Consider the following 21,388-nt stretch of genomic DNA (forward strand, 5'->3'; position numbering starts at 1 on the left):
CGCACCGTGGATCAGCTCCGTAGGCACCACTCGACGACGTCCGTCACGCTGGCGTCCACCCCCGCCTCCTCGTGGGCCACCGCGGCCGTGCGGAAGTAGCGGACCTCCCGGAAGTTCAGGTCCATGGCCCGTACGAGACTGTGCAGACCGAGCGCCTCGCACAGCCAGGTCCGGGTGTCGCCGCTGTCCTCGGGGCGGGGCGGTATCAGGCCGTGCTCGGTGAGCAGGTCCGTCTTGCTGACGGCGACCGCCAGGCGGGAGCGCTCCAGCGGGGCGCCCATCGCGGCCACCGCCTGGACCGAGCGGGCGAAGACCTCCTCCGGGTCGACCGTGGAGCCGAGGGTGCGGTCGAGGAGGGGGCCCGGGGCGGGTTCCAGCGACGTCCAGAACGCCTTCACCGCCATCGGGTCCAGGACGAAGACGAAGGTGCGCGCCGCCCGCGCGTACCGCAGGGCGTCCGTGTCGTCGCGGTCGACGAACCGCTCGCCGGCCGTGTCGAAGAGGTGGACGAGCCGCTGGGAACGGCCGCGCCCGAGGACGAAGGAGTGCGCCCGCGGCAGGGTCTTCTGGGTGGCGCGGGTGTGTCCCCGCATCCGCAGCACCTCGCGGAGCACCTGGTAGTTGGCGTCCGACTCCTCGTCGGCGAGGGTGAGCGCCGGACCGCCGTTCGCCGCCGTGTGCTCCAGGGACAGCAGCATGGCCGCCATCAGCTGCGTCTTGCCCGCCGCCTGCCCGCCGATCAGCGGGATCACGACCTCCGGCATGTGGCCGGCGTCCGTGTTCATCGGCTTCCCGCAGGACGGGTGGGTGCAGTACGCCTGGAGTCGCGAGTTCCGGCGCATCAGTACCAGCAGTGTCGGCATGTTCTGTCCGCACTCGCAGCGGCGCCGGAAGATTCCGTACGTGCCCGGCCGGATGTCCGAGTGCCGGCGGCGGCAGGTGGTGCCGGGGCAGTCGTACGCCGGGTACGGCACGCGTTCGAAGCAGTGCGGGCAGATCATTCCGCTGCCCAGCCGTCTCCTCAGCATCACCGCGCGGTCGACACCGCGGAGGGTGCCGGCGACGGTCCGGGCCCCGACCGTCAGCAGGGTCAGCACGAGCAGGTGCAGGAGCAGCAACAGACCGATGAGCGGCGGTGCCAGGACCGCGCCCAGGCACAGCCCCAGGTACAGGGCCACACCGTACGGAACGGTCACGGCACGGGTGACCCCCGGAGCGGTGAACTGGCGTGAGGTCACGGCGCGGAAGGAGTCGCCGACCGTGGTGACGTACGACCGGCGCTCCAGCGTGAGGAGCTGGCGCAGGTCACGGAAGCCGGGTCCGTAGAAGTAGTTGCGGTACGCCTTCACCTCCTCGTCCTGCGGGCGGTACGGCGGCAGAGTCCGGAACTCGGGGGTCCGCCGGTACACGACGCCGATCAGCGTGGCTCCGAACCGGGCGAGCAGCTGCATCACGAGGGCCAGGCCGCGCAGGGCCGCGATGAGCGGGACGAAGGGCAGGAACGCGGCGAGGCCGGCGAGGAAGGCCACCGGGATGAGGACGAACGCGACGATTTCGGCCATGACGGGTCACCGCCCCTTCGGTTTCCGGGTGTTGTCGGGGTCTGGGGAGGGGGGAGGGGCTGTGGGGTCGGGGGTGCGGCCCGTGGGGCGGGGGGTGCGGCTCGTGGGGTCGGGGGAGGTGCCTTCGGCTGGAGAACGGGTGCCGGGCGAGAGGGGTTTGCCCGGTGAGGGGGGTTTGCCGAGTGAGACGGGTTTGCCTGGAGAGGCGGGTTTGCTGCGGGCGGTGGGGGAGGTGCGTGTGGTCGGGGTGGCCGGTGTCGCGGGTGTGCCCGAGGGGGCGGACGTGCCCGTGGATGTGCGGCGGTTGAAGAACGCGAACGTGCGAGGCAGGCTCATCGGGCCGCGCCGCCGGGCCTCCACCCATTCCGCGTACCGGCGTGCGAGTTCGGCCTGGTAGGGCACGACCGCCTGCTCCAGCCGCTGCAGGTCCACGACGTGCCAACGCTCCGCCGGGTGGGCGCGGATCGCCGCGATCGTCTCCTCCTGCGCCTGGGAGAGGCGTGCTCCCCTGGTCAGGGTGACGACGGCGGCCACATGGCCGAGCGTGACGTCGTCGATCCGCCTGCCGCTCGTCACCCTCCGGCGCACGATCGACAGGTACGCGTCCAGGTCACGGTGGTTCAACTCCGCCAGCCGGACCCGGAGCCGGCCGACGTCGGCCGGCAGGCGCAGCATCACCGGCACCAGACGGAGGCGCTTGAGCGCCCGCGGGGCCGCCCACTGTCCGGTCTCCGGAATCGCGAAGGCGTCGACGAGTTCCGTGGCCTCGCGGGCGTCCTGGAGTGCGTCGTCCAGCACCCGCGTGATCCGTACGTACTCCGCGGCGCTCGGAGGCAGCCAGGCGAAGCGGCCCGGGTGGGCGAGCATGCGGCACAGGTGGAGACAGGACTCCAGCGCCTCCTCGTCCTCGATATTCCGGCGCAGGGCGCGTTCGAACCACTCCCCGACCGCCTCGTCCACCGGGCCGGAGGCGGTCAGCTCCTCGGCGACCCGGATCGCCTCCCGATGGGTCCAGGTGCGGGAGGGCTGGCGCCACAGGCCGTGCAGCAGCTCCTCGTCGGGCGAGGTGCGCCCGCGGATCGCCAGAATCCTGAACATGATCGTGACCGTCTCCGCGGGCTCGCGCTCGGCCCGCGCCCGCAGGCGGTGCTCCTGGAGCAGGGGGCGGTCCTCCAGGTCCTTCTCGCGGAGCAGTTCGGCGGGGAACTGGGAGAACAGCTGCTCCTGCCCCGCGCGTTGCTCCAGTACCTCCTCCACCGCCGTGGCCAGGGACGTCCGCATCACCGGCAGATGGCGGAGGAGTTCGACCACGTCGAAGCGGAACCGCGGCGCGGGAGTGGGGGCGCCGAGCAGCGTCCTGGCCAGGGCGAGTGACTCGCGTGCCATGACCTCCGGCGCCACCGGGAGGCGGGCGCCGACGGCCCAGAACAGCAGGCGCGTCCGCTCGTGCGCGGTCCGCGCCTCCGTCGTGAGGAGCCGTTCCCAGAGGGCGGTGGCCCGCTCGCGCGTCACCGGGTCGGCGATCGGCACGGGCGGGACGGCGTCCTCGGCGCCGGCCCCGTAGGCCCGCATCCGTGACCCGTGGAGCTTCCCCTCGATCTCCTGGTGCACCACCGTGTCACCGCCGGCCTTCGCGGCGGCGCTCAGCGCGGCCAGCCGGCGGTCGTCCAGGTTCCGGTGCTCGCGGTGGAGGCCCGCGGCGACGGCCGCCCGGCGGGCCCCCAGATGGTCGGCCCCGGCCAGCCAGTCGATCACCGCGTGGGCGTCGGCGGACGTGAGCGTGATGCCGCCCGATGCCGCCGCCGCGGCGACCGGCGCGTGCCAGTCGTCCGGTGTCCCCTCGTCGCCGCGCGCGTAGTCCGCCGTCCAGGACCAGACGGGCCGGACGGATCCGACGCCGATCCTGGTGAGGAGGTGGGCGAGGGGGCCGACGGGGACCTCGGGGAACACGCCCCGCGCGAAGTCGAACACGGTGTACGCCGCTTCGTCGTCCGGACCGAAGGCGAGCTGCGCCTCGGGGACCGTGCCGATCAGGTGCAGTCGGCTGCGGGCCGGGCGGAAGACGTACGTGGCGAAGGAGAGGCCGCGGGCCAGCGGGGGCGGCAGGAGGTAGGAGACCGCGGCGAACCAGTGCGCGATCCGCTCGGTCGACCGGTCGACCACCACCACCGAGCCGTGCTCGGTGAGCGCGGCGCACACGGCCGCCAGCAGCTCCGGCAGTCGGTCCGCGTGGGGATGGCCGCGCAGGAACGCGCTCACCGCCCGGGCGTCGACGGGCCCCGGCGGGGGCGCCGCGATCCCCGGGATCTCCGTACGCGCGGACACCTCGCGGGACCACACCGGCGAGTCCCACAGCTCGATCGGGAGCATCCCGCCGGCCGCCGCCGTGAACTCCTCGCTGTGCAGGGCGTGCGCGAAGTAGTTGCCGAAACGACGGGCGGAGTCCCGGCCCACGTACCGCACGCACAGGGCGGTGGCGCGGCGCCCCTCCCGGTCGTCGGGCCGGTAGCAGAGGTTCACCGGACAGCGCTCCAGCGACTCCGGGGTGTCCGACTCCACCAGCGAGCGGGGCGGTTCGTACCCGGCGAGCGCCTCCACGGCCTGCCGGGTCTCGGCGGTGACACCCGCGCTGACGGCGTTGAACTGGAATCCGGAGAACCCGCTGAGCCCGTGCTCGCAGGACGTGTAGTACAGCTGCTGGAAGCGCGTCATCCCCGGCCCGCCTTCGGCACCGAGCCGAACTCGCTCAGCAGCCACAGCAGGGGATCGGCCACCCGGTACGGCTGGATGCCGGTGGGGGCGACCCGGGCCTCGGCTGTCGGGTTCCGGCCGAGGGCGGAGACCCCGAAGTACCGGTAGCGGCTGTAGTGGTTGTCCAGGAGGTGGTCGATCGCCACCCCGTCCCAGTCCTTGAGGAGCCGGCGCACCTCCTCGTGGACGCTCAGGCTGTCGCCCACGTCGAAACGGCCGCGCGGGGGCGCGTAGTCGCGCAGCGGACTGCCCGGATCGAGCAGGTGCCAGAAGGCGTCCATCTTCGAGAAGACGACGGAGATCGGGGTGTCGATCTTCTGCGCCGACCGGCCGGACCGGGGTGCCAGCAGGAGGTTGGTGACGCGCGAGAGGACGTTGATGGGGGCGTCGAGTCCCTCGTCCCCCGGCAGTGGCGTGCCGGGCAGCGCGTTGTCGCGGGCGCCCGGCATCTGGAGCGGGTCGAGCAGCAGCACGATGCCGTCGGCGCCTGCCAGGTAGCGGGTGTTCAGCTCCACGTTCTCCCGGGAGTTGAAGTCCTCGCCCGCGGTGTCGAAGAACGACAGGACGGTGTGCTGCGGCCGCTCGCCGAGGAGCGTGCGCCGGCGCAGGCCGAAACGGAAGACGAGCGGGTCCACGCGGTTGAGACTGGTGGAGGCCGTCTGGGTGCCGGGGAACATCTGGTTGTCGCGGTAGAGACGGTCCTCGTAGTCGGAGCCGTACCGCCGCATCGTCTCGTCGTCCGAGCCCATCAGGGCGGCCCCGAACGCCTCGCCGACCCGGTTGCGCATCTCGTGGAGCAGCACCGTCATGTAGACGGTCTTGCCGGACGCCTTCGGGCCGACCATGGCGATCAGCCGGTTGTCCACCATGCCGAACTGGACGGGCAGTTCGGAGTGGCACACCGGGCAGATCCGGTACGTGCTCTCGCTGTCGCAGTCCGGGCAGACGGCCGTCGGCCTGCGGCCGTCCGCGACGAAGTCCGGCCCGAGGTCGTGGCTGGGGCGCGGTCCCTTGCGCAGGTCGAGCACCTGGTCGCGACGGCGCTGGCACTGCTTCCCCGTCCGGCTCAGACGGGTGTTGCAGCGGAACCGGATCGTCCGCGGGGCGAAACTCTCGTAGCAGTAGGGGCAGGTGAGGTGCTTGGCCATCAGGTGACTCGCAGTCTGTGCAGCGCCGTCGGGCGGATGTCGATGCCGGAGCCCGTGCCCGCGCCGGAGCCCGGGCCCGTACCCGCTTCTCCCCTCGCGCCCGTGTCCGTGTCGTTGGACGCGGGGAAGCAGACCAGCCAGGACGGGCCGCGCGTGGCGGGCAGGGGGAACTCCACGGTCAAGGGGGTGCCGGCAGTCAGCCGCTGCGCGGGCACCTCGTGCAGGACGGTGCCCTCGGCCGTACTGGTGGGGCGGAAGCGGCCGAGGCTGTGGACGATACGGAGCGCGGGCAGGTCGCAGCCCGTCTCGGAGGTGAAGGAGACCGACGCCACCCGGCCCCTGAGGCGGCGGCGCACGATCGGCTCGTACGAGACGACCGTCGGCGCGGCGGGCACGAGCAGCGACGTCGCGCCCTCGCAGTCGTCGCGGAGATCGGCGACCAGGCCCTCCACGGTGAGCGTGACCGCCTCGCGCCCGACGGCCAGGTCGAACCCGCCGTCGTGCTCGTACACCCGGCGCCGGCACACGACGTCCCCCTCGGCGGGGCCCGTGCCGGCGGTGCCCCCGCCCTCCCGGCGCCAGCGGACCCGGGCGCTCAGCGCGCTGTCGGGCCACGCCCACAGCACGAGGAGGTGGTCCCCGCGCCGGATGGCCTGGAGCTGGCCGACCGGCACCGCGAAGTGGGTCAGGGGATCGACGAGCGAGTCGGCCGGGGCCGAGGGAAGCGTGGGCGACTCCGGCACCGGGGTGTCGTACGGGTCGGTGGGGGGCGGGGGCTCGGGGGCCGGCGCGGTGGCCTGCCGGGGGATGAGGGGTGGTTCGGGGCGCGTCGACTCGGTGTACGGAGGCGGTTCGGGGTGCGACTCGGTGTACGGAGGCGGTTCGGGGTGCGGCTCCGCGTACGGCGGTTCGGGGAGCGGTCGCTCCGGCGTCCTCGGCTCCGGGGGCGTGACGGGGTCGGCCGCCCCGCCGTCCGTGACGGTCGACGGACCGTCCTGCCACGAGCCGGGCTCGGGGTCCTCCGGCAGGGCGCGCCCGGTGCGCGGCTCCGGATCCACCGCGGTCACGGCGGGCCCGGGCTCCGGGTCCCGGACGGTCCCGGTGCGCGGGTAGCCGACACCCAGACCGGCGTACGCGGCCGCCGGGCGTCCGGGTCCGGCCGCGGATCCGGTGACCACGCGCAGGATCCCGAAGTCCCGCAGCGCGAACAGCCCCCGGACGACGGCCTGGTCGGGGCGGTCGCACCGTACCGTCAGATCCCGTGCGGCCGGGAGGGCCTCGATCCCGGCCCGGAGGCGGGGCGAGACGCACATGCCGCCGGCGAGCAGCACGGTGTCCACCGCCGGTTCCGCGGTGGCGAGCAGGTCCGCGACAGCGGCGAGCGCGCGGTCCCGGAGGGGAGCCACCGCCTCCTCGAACACGGCCGGATCGAGGGTCACGGAGTGCCGGCCGCCCGCCGTGTCCGCCACGGACGCGGTGCCGCCGCCCGGGCCGTCGAACGACCGCCGCAGGCTCTCCGCCGCCCTCAGCGGGTCCACGCCCTCCGGCAGCCGCCCGGCGAGAGCGGCGGCGATCGCCGCGTCCCAGTCGTCGCCGCCGTTCCGGAGGCTGACTCCGCGGACCACGTGCACGGTGAGGTCGGGCGCGATGGCGAGGACGCTGAGGTCCAGCGTCGTCGCCCCCTGGTCGCAGACCAGGACCGTGTGGTCCACGCCCTCGGCGACCGCCCCGTAGTGCAGGGCCACCGCCACCGGCTCGGGGACGACGCGTACGACGTGGAGTCCGGCGTGTTCCCCCGCGTACCGCAGGTCGTCCTCCTGTCCGCCCGTGACGGGGAGCCCGAGTACGGCCGTGCGGTCGGGCTCCTCCTCGGCGGTGGGCAGGAGGAGCAGGGGCAGTGCCCGGACCGGGTCGAGGACGCCGTCCGCACCGGCGAGCCGGGTCGTGGTGACATCCGGGAGCCCGTCCGGGTGCCCGCTCGGGCCGACGCGTGCGACGCGCCCGAACCGGTGGCCCAGGTCGATGGCGATCATGCCCACCCGCTCCCTTCGGCCGTGGACGGCGCCGCGCCGTCGACGGTGACGCGCGCCGTGCCGTCGGCGTCGATGCCGACCCGGATCCGTGTGCCCGGCTCCGGGCGGTGCGCCAGCAGATGGCTGACGACTGCCGAGCGGACCAGCTCCAGTTCGTTGCGGATCTGCCGTCCTCCGTACGCCTGGTGCTCGGGGTCCGCCATCCGCTCCGTGATCCACGGGCGCAGGCTCTCCAGGTCGGGAACCAGCTCCACGCGGTGGCGCTCGCGGACCGACTCGGTGAGCTGGCGCAGCAGCCGGTCGGCGATCCTGACGACGTGCTCGTGGCGCAGCATGTCGAAGACGACGACGCCCGGCTTGAGCCGGCCGTAGATCTCCGGCCTGCCGATGGTCCGGAACTTCTCCTCCACGGCGCGGACGAAGTGCGTCTCCAACTGGGGGTAGGTGAGCTCGCCACGCTCCTCCAGCAGGTCCCGGACCTGCTCGGCACCGGTGTTGGAGGTGAAGATGATCAGGCACTGGGAGAAGTACGCCGTCTGGCCGCGCCCGTCGGTGAGCCGGCCGTCCTCCAGGATCTGGAGGAACTTGTCCAGCACCTTCGGGTGGGCCTTCTCGATCTCGTCGAAGAGCAGCACGCTGAAAGGCCGTTCCAGCACCCGGCGGGTCAGCTCGCCGCCCTGTTCATGGCCGATATAGCCGGGGGGTGCGCCGGCGAGCCGCTCGGCGGCGTGCTCCTGCTGGTACTCGCTCATGTCGAACCGGGCGTACGCGCTCTCGTCACCGAACATCAACTCGGCCACTGACTTGGCGAGTTCGGTCTTCCCGACACCGGTGGGCCCCACGAAGAAGAAGGCACCCCGAGGGCGGGCCGTGCCCGAACTCCCGAAGTCGACTCCCACGAACGCGGATTGGAGGGCCGACGCGACGGCGTCGACGGCCTTGGACTGGCCGACCACCCGGGAGCCGAGGACGTCGGCGGCCCGCGCGACGGTCTCCCGGTCGAGCTGGGTCCACGGGTCGACACTCACGTTGAGCCGGTGCAGTTCGAGCAGCTTGTCCGGCTTCCGTAGAGGCGCGTTGCGCAGCCAGGAGGTCCTGGCCAGGGACTCGATGTCCCAGCCCGCCATGCCGTCGGTGGCTCCGACGAGGGCTTCGAGGTCGGCCCGGGAGGAGTCCTGCGCCCCGTTGAAGTGCCGTCGCAGCCAGCCGAGCCACAGGCGCCGCTCGCTCGGGTCGGGCGGGGCGATGTGCAGTGCGGCGATCCTCGGGTCCTCCAGGTGGAACCAGCCGGGCAGCCGGCCGACGTCGCCCACCGCGCACAGGACCGCGTTGCGGGCGTGCGGGGCCGGTCCGGCGGCGGAGCGCGGGACCACGGCGTCCGTCATCGCGGCGCGCAGCCTCAGATAGCCCAGCTGTGATTCGGGCTGGCCGGGCGGGAGATGGTGGTCGACGTCCTCGAAGACGAAGGCGGTGGCCGCGTCGGGCGAGGCCGCCAGCCGGTGCACGGTGGCGACGACGTCCTCGAAGGTACGCGGCCGCCCCGACTGCCGTGGCGCCAGCAGGCGTTCCCGGCCGCGGTCCCGCTCGCCGCCGCGCCGGGAGCGGTTCGTGCCGTCCGGCGCGCCCTCCGGGGGACCCGCTTCGTCGCCGCTGCCTTCGGCCGCACCGTCGCGCTGCGCCGACGGCGGTCCGCCGGGGCCTTCCGCCCCCTCCTGCGGGCGCCGCTCGCGCAGGACGTCGAAGCGTTCCGCGTGACCCGGCAGCGGAAACGTGAGCCCGGCCACCGGGTCCCACCAGCCGACGACCTCCGCGCCGCGGATCTCCAGCAGCCCGGCGACCGCCGAGCGGAAGGAGGCCGGCCGGTCCGCGAACCACCAGCGGTCCCTGATCTGCCCGTCGAGGATCACCTGCCGGCCGCGCCGCAGCTCCCAGCCGAGGGAGACCGCCCACAGCGGCATCATGCCGTCCGCGGCGACCGGCTGGCCCTCCCCGGCGGGCTTGCTCCGGAGATCCGCGGCCGGGGGCGGCGGGAGCTCCGCGCCGCCGCCCCCGGCCGCGCTGCCGCCACCTGCCGCGCCGACGCCCCCGGCCGCGCCGACGCCCCCGCCGTTCTGCCGTTCCGCGGGAGAGGCGCCGTTCTGCGGCTTCGTCCAGTCGACCGTACTCACCGGTTCCAGCTCCATTCCTCGGTGTCCGGCCGCCGCTTGGCCTGCCGCCCCGGCGGCCTGCCCTGCCACGTGAGCCGGCCGGGAACGAAGCCGTCCCGCTCGACGATCGCCTCGTGCACCCGCTCCAGCAGGTCCTCGGTGCGGTCGCACACCGCGCCCTCCGGGTCCGGCCGGAGGACGACGTCGGGCTCGCCGTCGACGTGGTAGACGAGGACGGGGGTGCCCTCGCCGTCCTCGGTGACGGTCGTCTCGTACGTCGCGCCGCTCGGGCGCTCGAAGCTGAGCAGCAGGCGCCCGTCCTGCTCCGCCCCGCCGGTGAAGGCGAAGCCCTCGCCGATCATGGCGTCCTGCAGCGCCTGCGCGAGATCCATCCGGCGTGTGTACGCCAACTGGGCCTCGTCCAGCCTGGATTCGGCGTCGACGAGCAGCTCCTCCAGCGCCGCCACGGCCGTCAGCGCGTCCGCCGCCGCACCCGCGGCGAGCGGATCCGTGACGGCCGTCAGCGCCGCCTCGATCCGCTGGGCGAGTGCGGTGTCGGCGAGCTCCCGGGCTTCGGCCGCGGCCTCCTCCACGGACTGCCGTACGACACCGAGCCGGTCGGCGGCCTCGGCGAGCAGCGTTGCGACCCGGTCCTGCTCGGCCTCCAGCGCCGCCTGCCGCGCGGCCTCCTGCGCGGCGGCCCGCTCCTCCGCCTCCTGCTCGGCCTGCTGCCGGGCCTGCTGCGCCCGCTGTTCCCGCTCCGCCTGGCGGAGCGCCTCGGCGGCCGTCTCCGCGGCGGTCGCGGCATGCCGGGCGAGTGCGTGCTCGACCGTGCCCAGCAGGGCCTGGAAGCGGGTCTCCCCGCCGGGGCCTGCCGTGGCACGCAGTTCAGCGAGCAGCTCGACGCAGTGCCGGTACCCCTGCGGATCCTGCTCCCGGGCGTCCGGCCCGGTACGGGCGAGCCGCCCCTCAAGACCGGCCAGTACGGCTCCGTGGTCGGCGCCCCGGACAGCGGCCTCGTGCTCCGCGCCGAGCACGACGACCCGCCCCCGCAGCTCCTCGATCGTCGTACCGAGGCCTCCGTCGAGATCCCCGTCGCCGTCTCCCGTGCGGTCGAGCCGCCCCTGGATCCGGTCCAGGCGCTCTCGCAGGACCTGTACCTCGGGGTGGTCCGCGCGGACCCCGTCGAGCAGCTCCCGCACCTCGGCCAGCCGACGGGCGTCCGCCCCGGCCTGTTCCTGACGCAACCGGTCCGTACGGGCCCGCTGTTGTGCCGCACGGCGCTCGGCCAGCTCGGCCTCCCTCCGCTCGGCAGCCGCCCTGGCCCGCTCCCGGCGGGCCGCGGCCTCCTGGGCCCGCCGGGCGGCGCGCTCGGCCCGTTCCCTGGCGCGCTGCGCCTCCATGCGGCGGCGTGCCGCCTCCCGTGCCCTGCGCCGTTCCGCCTCGAGTCGCGCGTAGGCCGGCGCGACCGTGACGGTGCTGTACTTCGGTGATCCGCTCATGCTTCCCTCCGTGCCTCGGTACGCAGGGCGAAGCCCCGTTCCGCGAGTCGTTCCTCGAGTCCCTCCCGGAAACCGGGAGTCGGCGGTACCCCCGCCCAGGTCAGCGATCCGTCGGCCTCCATGGACAGTTCGACGCCCGCGCTGGTGTCCGGCTCGTCCGCCACGTGCGCGTAGCGGCCGGTGAGCGCGATGACGCGCTGGTTGGCGGAGCCGCGCCAGCGCAGACCGTGCCGCTTCGACGCCACGTACGGGCCGTCGACGAGGAGGTCGAGCCGCCGGAGCAGCTCGCGCCGGTCCGGGGCGCCCCGCAGCAGGGCCTCGTACCGGAACCCGGAGTAGGCCATCGCGCCGAAGTCGGGACGCCGTTCCCGTACGGCATCGAGCAGCGCGGCCAGCGCCGCCGCCTGGCTGAACGGCTCGCCGCCGGAGAGGGTGACGCCCTCGATGTCCGGCAACCCGCCGAGCCAGTCGGCGAGTTCGTCCACCGCGTAGGAGGTTCCTCCTTCGAAGGGCAGCGTCTCCGCCGCCACGCAGCCCCGGCAGCGCAGCGGGCAGCCCTGCACCCAGATCACGGCACGCGCCCCCGGCCCGAGGACGGTGCAGCGGTCGAGCCTTCTCGCCACCGAGAGGTGGGTCACCTGTGCCATACGGCGCTCCCCTCCGAGCCGTCCTTCGTGCCCTTCGCGTCCTTCGTGTCCGTGACGTTCCTCGAGTCCGGGGCCGGGTAGCACTCCGCGCCGCGCTCGGCCAGGTCGCACCACGGGCACCAGGGCCGCTCCGCCGTGTGCACGTGCCGGGTGTTCCGCCGGCAGGTCCTCAGCCGCTCCGGCGCCGACTCCGCCGCCAGGGCCTCGGCCCAGACCGAGGCGGGGGGCCGTACCCCGCCGAACGCGGCTCGGAAGTGGGCGGCGAGCCGCCGGGGGAGCAGATCGGCGGGCGGCGCGGAGCGGGGGAGGGTCACCGAGGTCCGGTCGAGGAGGCGACACCGGCCGTGCAGGACGTTGTCGTCGTACGAGAGGTAGTCGCCGCTCGCGGGATGCCCGGCGAAGGGGTGGAGCCCGCACATCAGCACCTGGTGGACCAGGACGGCGAGGACGAACTCGTCGGACGCCCGGTCCGGTGCCGTGCCGGCCGGCGCGCCGATCCGTTCGGGCGCCGTGTGGCCCGGGCTGCCCATCCGTCCGGGGAACACCTCGCCGCCGTCCGTGAACTGCCAGGAGTCCACGTCCGCGATGCCGACCCGGCCGTGCGCGTCGACCCACAGGTTGTCCGGCTTCAGATCGCCGACCACATAGCCCTCGGCGTGCAGGTCCGCGAGGAGGCGGGCGAGGGAGAGGGCGGCGGCGAGCGCGGTCGCCCAGGTCGCGCGGGGGAGGAGCGTCCGGCGGGCCTGCGGGGTCAGGAGGTGGGCGAACGGCTGGTGGGCGTGGCGCATGTCGGTCATCACGTAGCCGTCCACCCCCTCGGCGCCCGGCCCACCGGCCCGGACCCCCGCCATCGGCCAGGCGATCGGCGTGGGCGTCCCGGACAGCAGCCGGACGGTGCGCGGCTCGCGGCGCTGTCGCACCAGCCGGGCGATGCGGCGCCGGTACGCGGCCGGGTCCGGCGGATCGGGGACGAGCTTGGCCACCAGGGGCCGTGCGTCGTCGACGGCGTAGACGACCCCTTCCGAGCCGCTGCCGATGCGCCGCGTGAGACGCCATGTGTGCCCGCTGCCGGACACCACCGTGAGGGTCATCGTCACCTGCCGTCCGTGAGGGCGCAGAGCACGGTCAGGTCGTCACCGGTCCTGGCCGCCTCGGGCCCGGAGAGCAGGTCCCGCAGAGGTGCGGCGTCACCGCCGTTGGCCCGGAGCGTCGCGGCCAGCCCGCAGAAGAACCGCTCGGAGGGTAAGGGTCCTGCCTCCGGCGGGAGTTCGCGTACGGAGGGGTGGTCGAGGGTGAGGGCCGCGCAGCCGTCGGTGGCGAGGACGACACCGCTGAGCTGCGGCTCCCACACCACGAAGGACCGTAAGCGCAGGCCGGCCCCGGGCGACGAGAGGAAGACCGTCTCGGGCGCGCCGGGAGGGGGCGGCGGCAGGACCAGGTGGCACCGCTCGCGCCTCTGTGGCGCGGTCCCGGTCCCGGCGGGCTCACGGGTCAGCACCGTACCGAAGCAGTCGCCGACCGAGAGGAACGCCACCCAGGGCGGCCGTACGACCGCGGCGACGAGCGTGGCGGCCAGCGCACCGGCGTCCACGGGAGGCGGGGGATCCGCCGGTCCGAACGGAGCCGTCGGCCGCCCCGACGGACGGCCCGTCGCCGACAGCACCCCCTCGACCGCCCGTCGGAACTCCAGGACCACCTCGGCGCCCGCCGCGGCGATCCACGCCGTCCAGGTCTCCGGGGCGTCCGTCGCCTCCGGGACGGACTCGGACAGGATCCGGCAGGCGGTGTCCACGGCGATGTGCGCGCCCAGCGCGCTGCGCTCGCGGCCGCCGGCGCCGTCCGCCACGGCCAGCACGGCCGCCTCCCCCAGGTCGACCGCCTTGAAGGCGTCCTGACATCCCTGCCCGCGCGCCAGGTGCGCGGCCCCCTGGACGGCGGCCCCCGCCGTGATCACTGGTACCTCTCCTCGAGCAGTCGCAGGCGCCGCTGCCGGTCCACCAGGTCGGCCACCTGCCCGTGGATCTCGTCGGCGGCCTGGACCGCCCCGATCCGGTCCGAGCTCTGGAAGAGCAGATCGAGGATCTGCCCGAAGTCCAGGCCCTCCAGCATCAGCGCGCCCTTGGGGGCGAGGACCCGCAGGAGCTCCAGATCGGCGCCTCGTACACCGATCGCCTGGAGCACGCATTCACCCCGCTCCTCGCCGCGGCGCACCTTCTCCGCCGTGCCGGCCAGCGCGTCGGCGTCCACCGGCTCCCCGTCCGCGTCGCTCGGCGCGCCGTCCGTCAGGACCCACAGGAACGGCCTGCGCACCTGGACCTGCCGCTCCTGGAGCACCCGGTGGCGCTCCCGGGCCAGGTCGAGCGCCGTCTCGACGGCCTCCGTCATCCGGGTGAGCCCGGACGCGGCCAGCCGGGGCGGACGCATCCGTTCCACCGGGACGAACAGCCGGTCGGGCGCGGCCTCCTCGACCGGCACCAGCCGCTCCAGGTCCGGATCGAAGACCCGGACCCGGGAGTCGAAGGTGATCAGGCACACCTCCACGCGCGCCTGCAGCCTCGGCTCCGCCCGCACCCCGTCGAACCAGCGGGTCAGGGCCTCGCTGAGCTCGTCGATCCGGGGGCTCTCGGCGGGGCGCCCCATGGAGGCCGAGGTGTCGAGCAGCAGGACGACGGGCTGCCGCTCGTCGTAACCCTGCGCCAGCCCGAACCCGTACTCGCTCCCGTACTCACTCATCTCCGAACGCCCCGCTTCCGTCCACCCGGTCCGCCCCACCGCGGGGCGCCTGGTCCGTCCCGCCCCCGGTCACCCTGTCCGCCCTGTCCGTCCCGTCCGGCTCGCGGGCGACGAGCCGGTGCCGTGAGGCGTCGTACCGCACGACGACCTCCGCGCCCGGCGCCATCCCCGGGGAGTCCGGGACCATGCGCAGCAGCACGCCTTCGACCAGGACGTACGCGTCGGGGGCAGGCCAGGTGACGATCCGCCCCGGTGCCCCGTGACCCCACTCTTCCATCCCGCCGCTCATGTGCCCACGCTAGGTGACGCGGCGTCAACTCCGCACGTGTCAGCAGAGATTACCCACACGAAGATCTCCCGCTCCCCAGTGCGCCGCCCCGTGCGCTGTCGCGCGCACCGGTGCGCCCTTCCATTGCACCGGGTCAGCCGGTCGGCCTCCGGTCGAACGTCGGGCGAATTCCGGCAGGGATGCGCTCCACGAGCGCCGCGGCCTCGGGCGTACGCACCACGAAGTGGACGTCCCAGCACGCCCCGCGCGCCAACTCCGCCTCCACCGCGGCCCAGACCGCGTCCAGACTGACGTCGTACGGCAGTCCGCCGCGTCCCGAGCCGAGCAGCGGGAAGCACACCGAACGCAACGGCGGCTCATGGTGGTCGTGTTCCTCGGCGAGGACCGCGAGGGCCTGGGACACCGCGCGCGTGACGTCGGCGGGCAGTACGTCGTAGTCGTTGGTCCCGGCCCGGGGGACGGCGATCGCCGCGTGGTAGATGCGGCGTACGCCCTGCGCGGCCAACGCCCCCGCTCCGGTGGCCGCCACGGTGCCGGGCCGCACCGCGCGCCCCGAGGTGCCGTGCCGCTCGGCCCACTCGCGCAACTCGCCCGGCAGCGGGTCCGCCAGGACCTCGCCGGTGACTCCGTACGAGCCCGCCGCCCGCCGCAGCGACGCGGCGACGGACGACTTGTACGGCTCGGGCAGCGCGAAGTAGACGTTCGACGGCGAGACCACCACGTCCACGTCGCGCAGCAGGTCCACGGGGTGCACATGCACGGTGAGCCGGACCGGACGGGCGGCGGCCCGTACGTCCACGGCCCGATGCGTACCCGTGGCGCGCACGCCCGTACCCGTGCCGCGCACGCCCGTACCCGTGCCGCGCACGCCACTCGCGCCCCGGGCGACCGTGGTGTCGGCCGCGCCTGCCGCCTCCCCACCGCCGGGCCCCGCTCCGGCCGCCTCCGCCTCCGCAGTCAGCCGCACGATGTGCTCGGCGACCTGGCCGAGCACCATCACCTCCTGGTCCTTGCGGAACCGTTCGACGCTCACCCCGTAGACCGAGGCCGCCCTGGCGCGCCGGGAGGACGCCGGCCAGTCCCGGGTCCCCTGGGCGAGGCCCAGGGTGTACTCGGCGGCGGTACGCAGCGTCCCCGCGTCCAGGCAGGCCACCGCGCACCGCAGCAACACCTCGACGGGCGCCCCCGGAGCCCGTACCCCGGTCGAGGCGAACGCCTCCGCGGCCGCCTCGATCGCGGGCAGCGCGCGCCCCCTCAGCCGGACCAGCCCCGCGCGCCTGACTTCCTTCAGTTCGAGGAGAAGTGAGGCGTAGTCAGAAGTGGGTGATGCCATGAACCCACCATGGCATCACGCTTCACAGGCGGACAAGCCGGTAACAGAAGGCCCGGGGGCGGCCCGGGAGCGCTCCCGGCGGGTGTCATCGCAGGGGCTGCGACACCCTCGCGCTCAGCGGGTCGAGGAGCCGGTTCACCTCCTCAAGGCCCTCCGGGGAGCCGAGATCCGCGATCCCCCGCCCCGGCAGCACCTCGAGGGCCGGGCCGGGGAGGGCGTCGAAGCGGTCGTGGAAGAGGACCATGGCCTCCTGCGGCCGGTTCCGGCGCGACTGCCAGACCAGGCCCAGGGCATCGGGGGCCTGCGCCCGGATCTCGCTCGCCCAGCGCCGCGCCGTCGCGTAACTCCGTTCGTCGTCGAGGAGGTCGGCGGTCCGGCGGACGGCCGCCAGGTCCTTCTCCTCGATGAGGGAGACCACCGTCAGGTCGCACGTCGTGCGCAGCACGCTCAGCGACCTGCCGTGGGCGACGGCGTAGGGGATCTCCCGCATCGTGCCGTTCCAGGCGACGGAACGCAGCATGCTCTCCGCGACGGCCGTCAGGCCGCTGTCGGCCACGTACAGGCTGTGGTACGGGTCCAGGGGCGTGCCCTCGAAACGGCCGCCGAAGAAATGGATGTCCGCGAGCTTCGGGTTGAACTGGCCTGCCCTGTACGTGGACTTGTGCACCCGCCACAGCTCCGTGCCGGCCGGGATCGTCTTGAGGTTGGGGTGCAGTTCCTCCTCAATCATGGGGAAGAACGTGATCCCGTGCGTGCGGTCGTTCATCACTCTCCCTCCACGAGGGTGGCCGCCGCGCCGACGAGCTCGTGGTCGGGCAACCGTCCCAGGAGCTCCGCGGGGGTCCCGCCCAGCCAGCTGTTGCCGCCGAGCCACCAGGACGCGGCGCCCCGGGGGTCGATGTCCGCGAGGAGCAGCCGGTTGACCGTGAGGACCACCTCGTGCGGGGTGCCGCCGCCCGCGGGGAACTGGAACTCCGGGTAGCGGTCGCCGTGCGGCGGGGCCGGCAGCCTGATCAGCTCGGGCGGCGGGGTGCCTCCGCACCGGGCCGCCGCCTCGGCCGAGGAGAGGGCCGGTTCCCGGAGCAGGGCGTCGGCCGAAGCCGTCGGGTCCGGGGTGGCCGGCGGCGTCGGTTCCGGGCTCGCCAACAGGTCGACCAGTGCCAGCGCATCCGTCACGGTCGTCGGCCCGGGGGGCGCCGAGACGAGCCGTACGCCGTCCAGCGAGGTGCGCACCGGATGGTCGAACGGCAGTGGCCGCAGCGCCAGTTTGACGCCCTGCAGCGCCTTGCGGACGCCTCGGTCGTCGTGCGGCGGTGCTTCGGCGAGTGCCCTCAGCCGGCTGAGCAGCAGCGCGTACTGATCGTCGTCGAGCGCCGTACGGATGGTGTCCCGGTGCTCGCCGATCAGGGCGAGCAGCGGCTCCGCGGATGGTCCGCGGCCCTCCTCGTTCATACGGTTCCTTCTCCTGTGTTCGTCGTGCTCGGGCCCGGGTGCCCCTGGTGGATGAAGGCGGCCCAGAGCGCGGTCCGGTCCCGCCCCGGACGCTCCATCTCGCGGAGCAGGTCCCCCTGGAGGGAGCCCGGGTTCTCGCGGCGCGGGTCGAGCATCCACATCTGCGCGGCCCTCAGGGCGTCCACGGGGCTGAGCCCGTCGACGGTGAGGTAGTGGTGGAACACCGCCATCAGCAGCGCCGACGCGCTGTCCTGCGCCAGCCACCGCGACCCCACGACGTCCCGCGCCCCCGCGGCGATGAACGCCGTGGTGAGGGTCAGGGCCTCGTCGTGGTCCCGCGCGCTCAGATCGGTCTGGCAGGCGCTCAGGATCACCAGCGGCCCGTCGGCGGCGTCCCGGCGACCCCCTCGGTCGAGCAGCTGGGTGACGGTGAGCTTGGTCGGTTCGTTCTCGGCGGTCTCGAGATCCAGGGCGGAGACCGTGGGGCGGACGCCCGCCGACCCGTGCGTGACCAGGTGCAGCACGGAGGTGTCGTCGGCGAGGAGGCCCAGGACGGCGTCGGGCGTGCCGGGCGCCATGTCCTCGGGCTTCGTGTCGTACAGCGTGCCGTACAGCCGGGCGTGCGGGTAGAACGCGTCGCGCAGGGCGGAGACTTCGGTGTCCGCGTACTCCAGGGTCATGTCCGGGTCGGCGAGCAGCGCGGGGGCGGCCGCCGGGTCCCGTGGCGCGCGTCCCACCGTCCGCAGGAACTGGCTGCCGGACGACGCGTAGCTGATGACCGCCGCCTGGCAGAGCCGGTCGTGGGTCGCCTCGGCCGGGAAGCGCGCGGCGTGCCACGGGACGATGCCGAGGCGCCCGCAGGGCACCAGGACCACGCGGAGCGTCCGGTCCTCGTCCCAGGTGCCGTCGGCTGCCGAGAGGCGCTCCTCCATCCCGCCGAGGACCGGGGCGAGTACGGGGAAGGCCCAGTCGCACAGTTCGTCGAGGGCGTCCTCCCACGCCTGGGTGAGGAGCTCGTCCTCCGGGTCGCCGTCCAGGGCCGCCGCGGCGTCGACGTACCGCTCCAAGGGACTGTCCTCGACGTCGGTCAGCTGGGGCAGGGCGCCCGCGCCGAGTCCGAGCTCCGGCCCCACCGCGATGACGAGGCCGGGGCCCTGCTCGTCCCCGGCGACGAGGTAGAGGAGCACGTCCGCACCCGCCTCGGCGAGCCCGTCCGCGAGTTCGGCCGGCGTGGGCGTACCGGACGGGCCGCCTTCCCGGCGGTAGCCGAGGGCGTCGAGGGCCTCGCGGCGCAGGGAGCTCGGCAGCAGACCGGGGACCTCTCCGGACGCGGTCGCGGACGGGCGCGGGCCGGGATCCGTGGCGTCGCCGGTAGGGGTGGCCGCCCGCCAGGCCTCGCCGGTATGGGTGGCCGCCCGCCAGGCCTCGGCGAGGTCGTGGCGTCCGGCGGCCTCCAGGAGTTCGGGCACGGCCGACGAGGTGGAGGCGGCCTGGAGGACCAGCGCCCGCCCCTGTTCCAGGGCGGCCACGGCCCGGGGCAGCCGGCCGTAGGCCGCGGCCATCCGGGCCGCTCGCACGCCCCTGCTGGCACCGGTACGGGCGGCGAGCAGGCCGTGCTCGGCGCCCGCCTGGAGGAGGACGTCGGCGGCCAGGGCGGCCAGCGCCTCCTCGGCCGCGTCCAGGGTGTGGGTGTCCGTCGGGTCGGGCTCCTCCTCCTTGAGGAGGGCACGCATGTGGTACGCCTCGGCCAGGTGCCACAGCGCGTCGGCGGCGATCCGTGGCGCCCTGCCCTCGCGTACGAGGTCCCGCAGCCGCTCGAGCTCGTCGATCATGGCGTCGAGCACGGCCGGATCCCGTTCCCGGCCGAAGCGCATGCCCAGGGCGAGCGCCGAGCTGTGCAGGTCCTCCGGTGAGGCGTCCGGGGGCGGGGAGACGTGTTCGGTGAACGACGTCGGCTCACCCGTGATGGCGTCGCGGAGCAGGTCGAAGTTCTGCATCCACGGCTGGGGGAGTTCGCGGGCGAACGGCAGCTCGCTCTCCTTGGCGCCGGTCGCCCCCTTCTCGATGTACGGCAGGGCCTTCAGCAGCGCCTCTTTGTCGCGGGTCACGATGCCGAGCGCGGCGTGCACCGAGCCGAGCATCCCGTCGACCGCGAACCGGAGCGGCTCCTCCGCGGGGACGGTGGCGTCCAGCGCCTCGGCCTGCCGGAGGAGGTCCCGAAGGGTGTCGACGTCCTCGGTCTCCCGAGCCTCCATCGCCCGCGCACTGATCTCCAGCGTGCGACCCAGGATGAGGGGATCGCCGAAGCTCTCGGGCAGGGCTCCGGCGATCCCCTTCAGGTGCCCGAGGAGCGTGGGGATGTGGTCGCGACCGGCCTCCGCGTCCTGACGGGTGCCGCCCATGGCCTGGCTGATGCCGAGGAGCAGCACGCGCAGGCTCTCCATGGCCGGTGTCTGGTCCACACCCGGGAGCGACAGGTCCTGCGCGGTGCGCAGCCTGGCGAGGAGCTGGTCGAGGGCCCGGGGATCGCCGCTCCGGAGGAGGGCCTCCAGGCCGTCGGAGGTCGCGTTGACGGCGTCCATCGCGACGGCGATGTTCCGGATGTCCTCCAAGGAGGGCAGGGGCCGGGACTCCGGGGGAGCGGCAGCGGTGCTCGCACTCGGGGTCGGGTCCGGGGTCGGGTCCGGGTCCGGGGTTGGGTCCGGGTCCGGGTTCGGGGTCGGCGGGTTCGGGACAGAGTCCGGGGTCGGGGTCGGGGTCGGGGTCGGGGTCGGGGTCGGCGGGGTCGGGTTCGAGGTCGGCCCGGGTTCCTCTCGTACGCCTCCGAAGCCCGAGGCGGCGGCGGACCCGAAGATCCGCTCCATCATCTGGCGCGACTGGCTCGCGAACGGCGACCCGGCGGGCGTCATCCCCGCCACCAGGTCGGAGAGCGCCTGGGTCGAAGGGGCCGCCATGGCCGCCTGTGCCTGGCGCAGGGGATCCAGCACCTCCGGCGGCAGGGGGAGCTCCAGTACCTCCGTCATCAGGGACTGGATCTCCGTCGCCACGGCGAGCATCCCCGCCGGCCCCTCCTTCATGATCCGGTCGATCATGCCGGAGAGGTCGGGTGCGGGCCCGAAGCCCGCCTGCGGCTGCACCGGAGAGAGGTGGCTCGTCAGGAAGAGCGCCGCCCAGCGCCGGTCCTCCTCGGCCACCGACGCGCCCAGTGGAGTCGTACGGTCGCGGGCCTCCCTCAGCAGCTCCTCGGCACGCTCGCGATCCGCCTCCGTGCCGCCGCCGGCTGCGTGCCGCAGGGTCAGCGCACCGGCCAGCCACACCGTCACCGAGCCCCGCAGCTCCTCGTGGTGGTCCACCAGCCGGGCGAGCTGCTCGAGTTCGGCCACGGAGGCCTCGGTGGCCCGCGGCAGGAGCTGACCGGCCCCCAATCCGGGGAGCAGCTGCCGGACCCGCTCCGTGGCGTCCGCCACCCAGGCGCGCAGCCCCTGAACGCCACCGCTCTCCTCCGGACTCACCGGCATCCCGCCTCTCCGGGCCCTCAGTGGCCCCCACAGCCCTCAACTGCCCTCGACCGTCGTCGAGTCACCACTATGCCGATCCGTCGCGGGCGCCGCCGGGACTTGCCCGGTCTCCCCGTCGGGTCGGCAACGCGGACATCGGCGTGCCGACGACGCCGACGACGCCCCCGACACCCACGACAGGGGCCGGTCGTGCGTCGAGCACGCCGATGTCCACGCTGCCTTCCCTTTCCCCCGTTCCCCCGAGCGGCCAGCGAAGCAGGGGAGGGCGCGCCG

At 74.3% G+C, this 21,388-nt stretch carries 15 protein-coding genes; all 15 read right to left on the minus strand.

The genetic code is table 11. The features are described 5' to 3' along the window. Positions 1-11 precede the first annotated feature (11 nt). The 15 genes from OG580_RS27590 to OG580_RS27660 all read right to left on the minus strand — a co-directional run bounded on the left by OG580_RS27590 (position 12) and on the right by OG580_RS27660 (position 21,115). Complete coding sequence (locus tag OG580_RS27590; protein WP_267046349.1) at positions 12-1,562, minus strand: hypothetical protein; 1,551 nt, start codon at positions 1,560-1,562, stop codon at positions 12-14. Between the two features lie 6 nt (positions 1,563-1,568). After that, positions 1,569-4,274, minus strand: coding sequence for a GTPase-associated protein 1-related protein (locus OG580_RS27595; protein WP_267046350.1), 2,706 nt, complete (start codon positions 4,272-4,274; stop codon positions 1,569-1,571). Then, the gene (locus tag OG580_RS27600) at positions 4,271-5,461 is read right to left on the minus strand and encodes a hypothetical protein (protein WP_267046351.1); all 1,191 of its coding nucleotides are present in this window, start codon (positions 5,459-5,461) and stop codon (positions 4,271-4,273) included. The genes OG580_RS27595 and OG580_RS27600 overlap by 4 nt, the downstream gene beginning before the upstream one ends. After that, positions 5,461-7,494 carry an Hsp70 family protein gene (locus tag OG580_RS27605; protein ID WP_267046352.1) on the minus strand — a complete coding sequence of 678 codons (2,034 nt, stop codon included), beginning with the start codon at positions 7,492-7,494 and terminating at the stop codon, positions 5,461-5,463. Before OG580_RS27605 ends, OG580_RS27600 begins: the two co-directional genes overlap by 1 nt. Further along, the gene (locus tag OG580_RS27610) at positions 7,491-9,662 is read right to left on the minus strand and encodes an AAA family ATPase (protein ID WP_267046353.1); all 2,172 of its coding nucleotides are present in this window, start codon (positions 9,660-9,662) and stop codon (positions 7,491-7,493) included. Before OG580_RS27610 ends, OG580_RS27605 begins: the two co-directional genes overlap by 4 nt. Then, complete coding sequence (locus OG580_RS27615) at positions 9,659-11,143, minus strand: hypothetical protein (protein WP_267046354.1); 1,485 nt, start codon at positions 11,141-11,143, stop codon at positions 9,659-9,661. Before OG580_RS27615 ends, OG580_RS27610 begins: the two co-directional genes overlap by 4 nt. Then, a complete protein-coding gene (locus OG580_RS27620; RefSeq protein ID WP_267046355.1) occupies positions 11,140-11,790 on the minus strand; it encodes a 4Fe-4S single cluster domain-containing protein in 651 nt (216 codons plus the stop codon). The genes OG580_RS27615 and OG580_RS27620 overlap by 4 nt, the downstream gene beginning before the upstream one ends. After that, a complete protein-coding gene (locus OG580_RS27625) occupies positions 11,778-12,881 on the minus strand; it encodes a hypothetical protein (protein ID WP_267048147.1) in 1,104 nt (367 codons plus the stop codon). The genes OG580_RS27620 and OG580_RS27625 overlap by 13 nt, the downstream gene beginning before the upstream one ends. Before the next feature lie 2 nt (positions 12,882-12,883). Next, positions 12,884-13,744, minus strand: coding sequence for a protein phosphatase 2C domain-containing protein (locus OG580_RS27630; protein WP_267046356.1), 861 nt, complete (start codon positions 13,742-13,744; stop codon positions 12,884-12,886). After that, positions 13,741-14,523: a VWA domain-containing protein gene (locus tag OG580_RS27635; RefSeq protein WP_267046357.1), complete on the minus strand. Its 783-nt coding sequence runs from the start codon at positions 14,521-14,523 to the stop codon at positions 13,741-13,743. Before OG580_RS27635 ends, OG580_RS27630 begins: the two co-directional genes overlap by 4 nt. After that, positions 14,516-14,812: a hypothetical protein gene (locus tag OG580_RS27640; RefSeq protein ID WP_267046358.1), complete on the minus strand. Its 297-nt coding sequence runs from the start codon at positions 14,810-14,812 to the stop codon at positions 14,516-14,518. The genes OG580_RS27635 and OG580_RS27640 overlap by 8 nt, the downstream gene beginning before the upstream one ends. 133 nt (positions 14,813-14,945) lie before the next feature. Continuing rightward, positions 14,946-16,145 (minus strand): macro domain-containing protein, encoded by a 1,200-nt coding sequence (locus tag OG580_RS27645; RefSeq protein ID WP_267046359.1) that lies wholly within the window; start codon positions 16,143-16,145, stop codon positions 14,946-14,948. Positions 16,146-16,230: 85 nt separating this feature from the next. Beyond that, positions 16,231-16,911, minus strand: coding sequence for an RES family NAD+ phosphorylase (locus OG580_RS27650; RefSeq protein ID WP_267046360.1), 681 nt, complete (start codon positions 16,909-16,911; stop codon positions 16,231-16,233). Then, complete coding sequence (locus OG580_RS27655) at positions 16,911-17,597, minus strand: hypothetical protein (RefSeq protein WP_267046361.1); 687 nt, start codon at positions 17,595-17,597, stop codon at positions 16,911-16,913. Before OG580_RS27655 ends, OG580_RS27650 begins: the two co-directional genes overlap by 1 nt. Beyond that, positions 17,594-21,115 carry a CHAT domain-containing protein gene (locus OG580_RS27660; RefSeq protein ID WP_267046362.1) on the minus strand — a complete coding sequence of 1,174 codons (3,522 nt, stop codon included), beginning with the start codon at positions 21,113-21,115 and terminating at the stop codon, positions 17,594-17,596. The genes OG580_RS27655 and OG580_RS27660 overlap by 4 nt, the downstream gene beginning before the upstream one ends. Positions 21,116-21,388 lie beyond the last annotated feature (273 nt).

The organism is Streptomyces sp. NBC_00094, assembly GCF_026343125.1.
In the GTDB taxonomy this organism is placed as follows: domain Bacteria; phylum Actinomycetota; class Actinomycetes; order Streptomycetales; family Streptomycetaceae; genus Streptomyces.

Excerpts from the sequence above, each read along its gene's own strand:
- OG580_RS27590 (WP_267046349.1), bottom strand. The coding sequence starts at position 1,562 with ATGGCCGAAATCGTCGCGTTCGTCCTCATCCCGGTGGCCTTCCTCGCC.
- OG580_RS27595 (WP_267046350.1), bottom strand. The coding sequence starts at position 4,274 with ATGACGCGCTTCCAGCAGCTGTACTACACGTCCTGCGAGCACGGGCTC.
- OG580_RS27600 (WP_267046351.1), bottom strand. The coding sequence starts at position 5,461 with ATGGCCAAGCACCTCACCTGCCCCTACTGCTACGAGAGTTTCGCCCCG.
- OG580_RS27605 (WP_267046352.1), bottom strand. The coding sequence starts at position 7,494 with ATGATCGCCATCGACCTGGGCCACCGGTTCGGGCGCGTCGCACGCGTC.
- OG580_RS27615 (WP_267046354.1), bottom strand. The coding sequence starts at position 11,143 with ATGAGCGGATCACCGAAGTACAGCACCGTCACGGTCGCGCCGGCCTAC.
- OG580_RS27620 (WP_267046355.1), bottom strand. The coding sequence starts at position 11,790 with ATGGCACAGGTGACCCACCTCTCGGTGGCGAGAAGGCTCGACCGCTGC.
- OG580_RS27625 (WP_267048147.1), bottom strand. The coding sequence starts at position 12,881 with ATGACCCTCACGGTGGTGTCCGGCAGCGGGCACACATGGCGTCTCACG.
- OG580_RS27635 (WP_267046357.1), bottom strand. The coding sequence starts at position 14,523 with ATGAGTGAGTACGGGAGCGAGTACGGGTTCGGGCTGGCGCAGGGTTAC.
- OG580_RS27640 (WP_267046358.1), bottom strand. The coding sequence starts at position 14,812 with ATGAGCGGCGGGATGGAAGAGTGGGGTCACGGGGCACCGGGGCGGATC.
- OG580_RS27645 (WP_267046359.1), bottom strand. The coding sequence starts at position 16,145 with ATGGCATCACCCACTTCTGACTACGCCTCACTTCTCCTCGAACTGAAG.
- OG580_RS27650 (WP_267046360.1), bottom strand. The coding sequence starts at position 16,911 with ATGAACGACCGCACGCACGGGATCACGTTCTTCCCCATGATTGAGGAG.
- OG580_RS27655 (WP_267046361.1), bottom strand. The coding sequence starts at position 17,597 with ATGAACGAGGAGGGCCGCGGACCATCCGCGGAGCCGCTGCTCGCCCTG.
- OG580_RS27660 (WP_267046362.1), bottom strand. The coding sequence starts at position 21,115 with ATGCCGGTGAGTCCGGAGGAGAGCGGTGGCGTTCAGGGGCTGCGCGCC.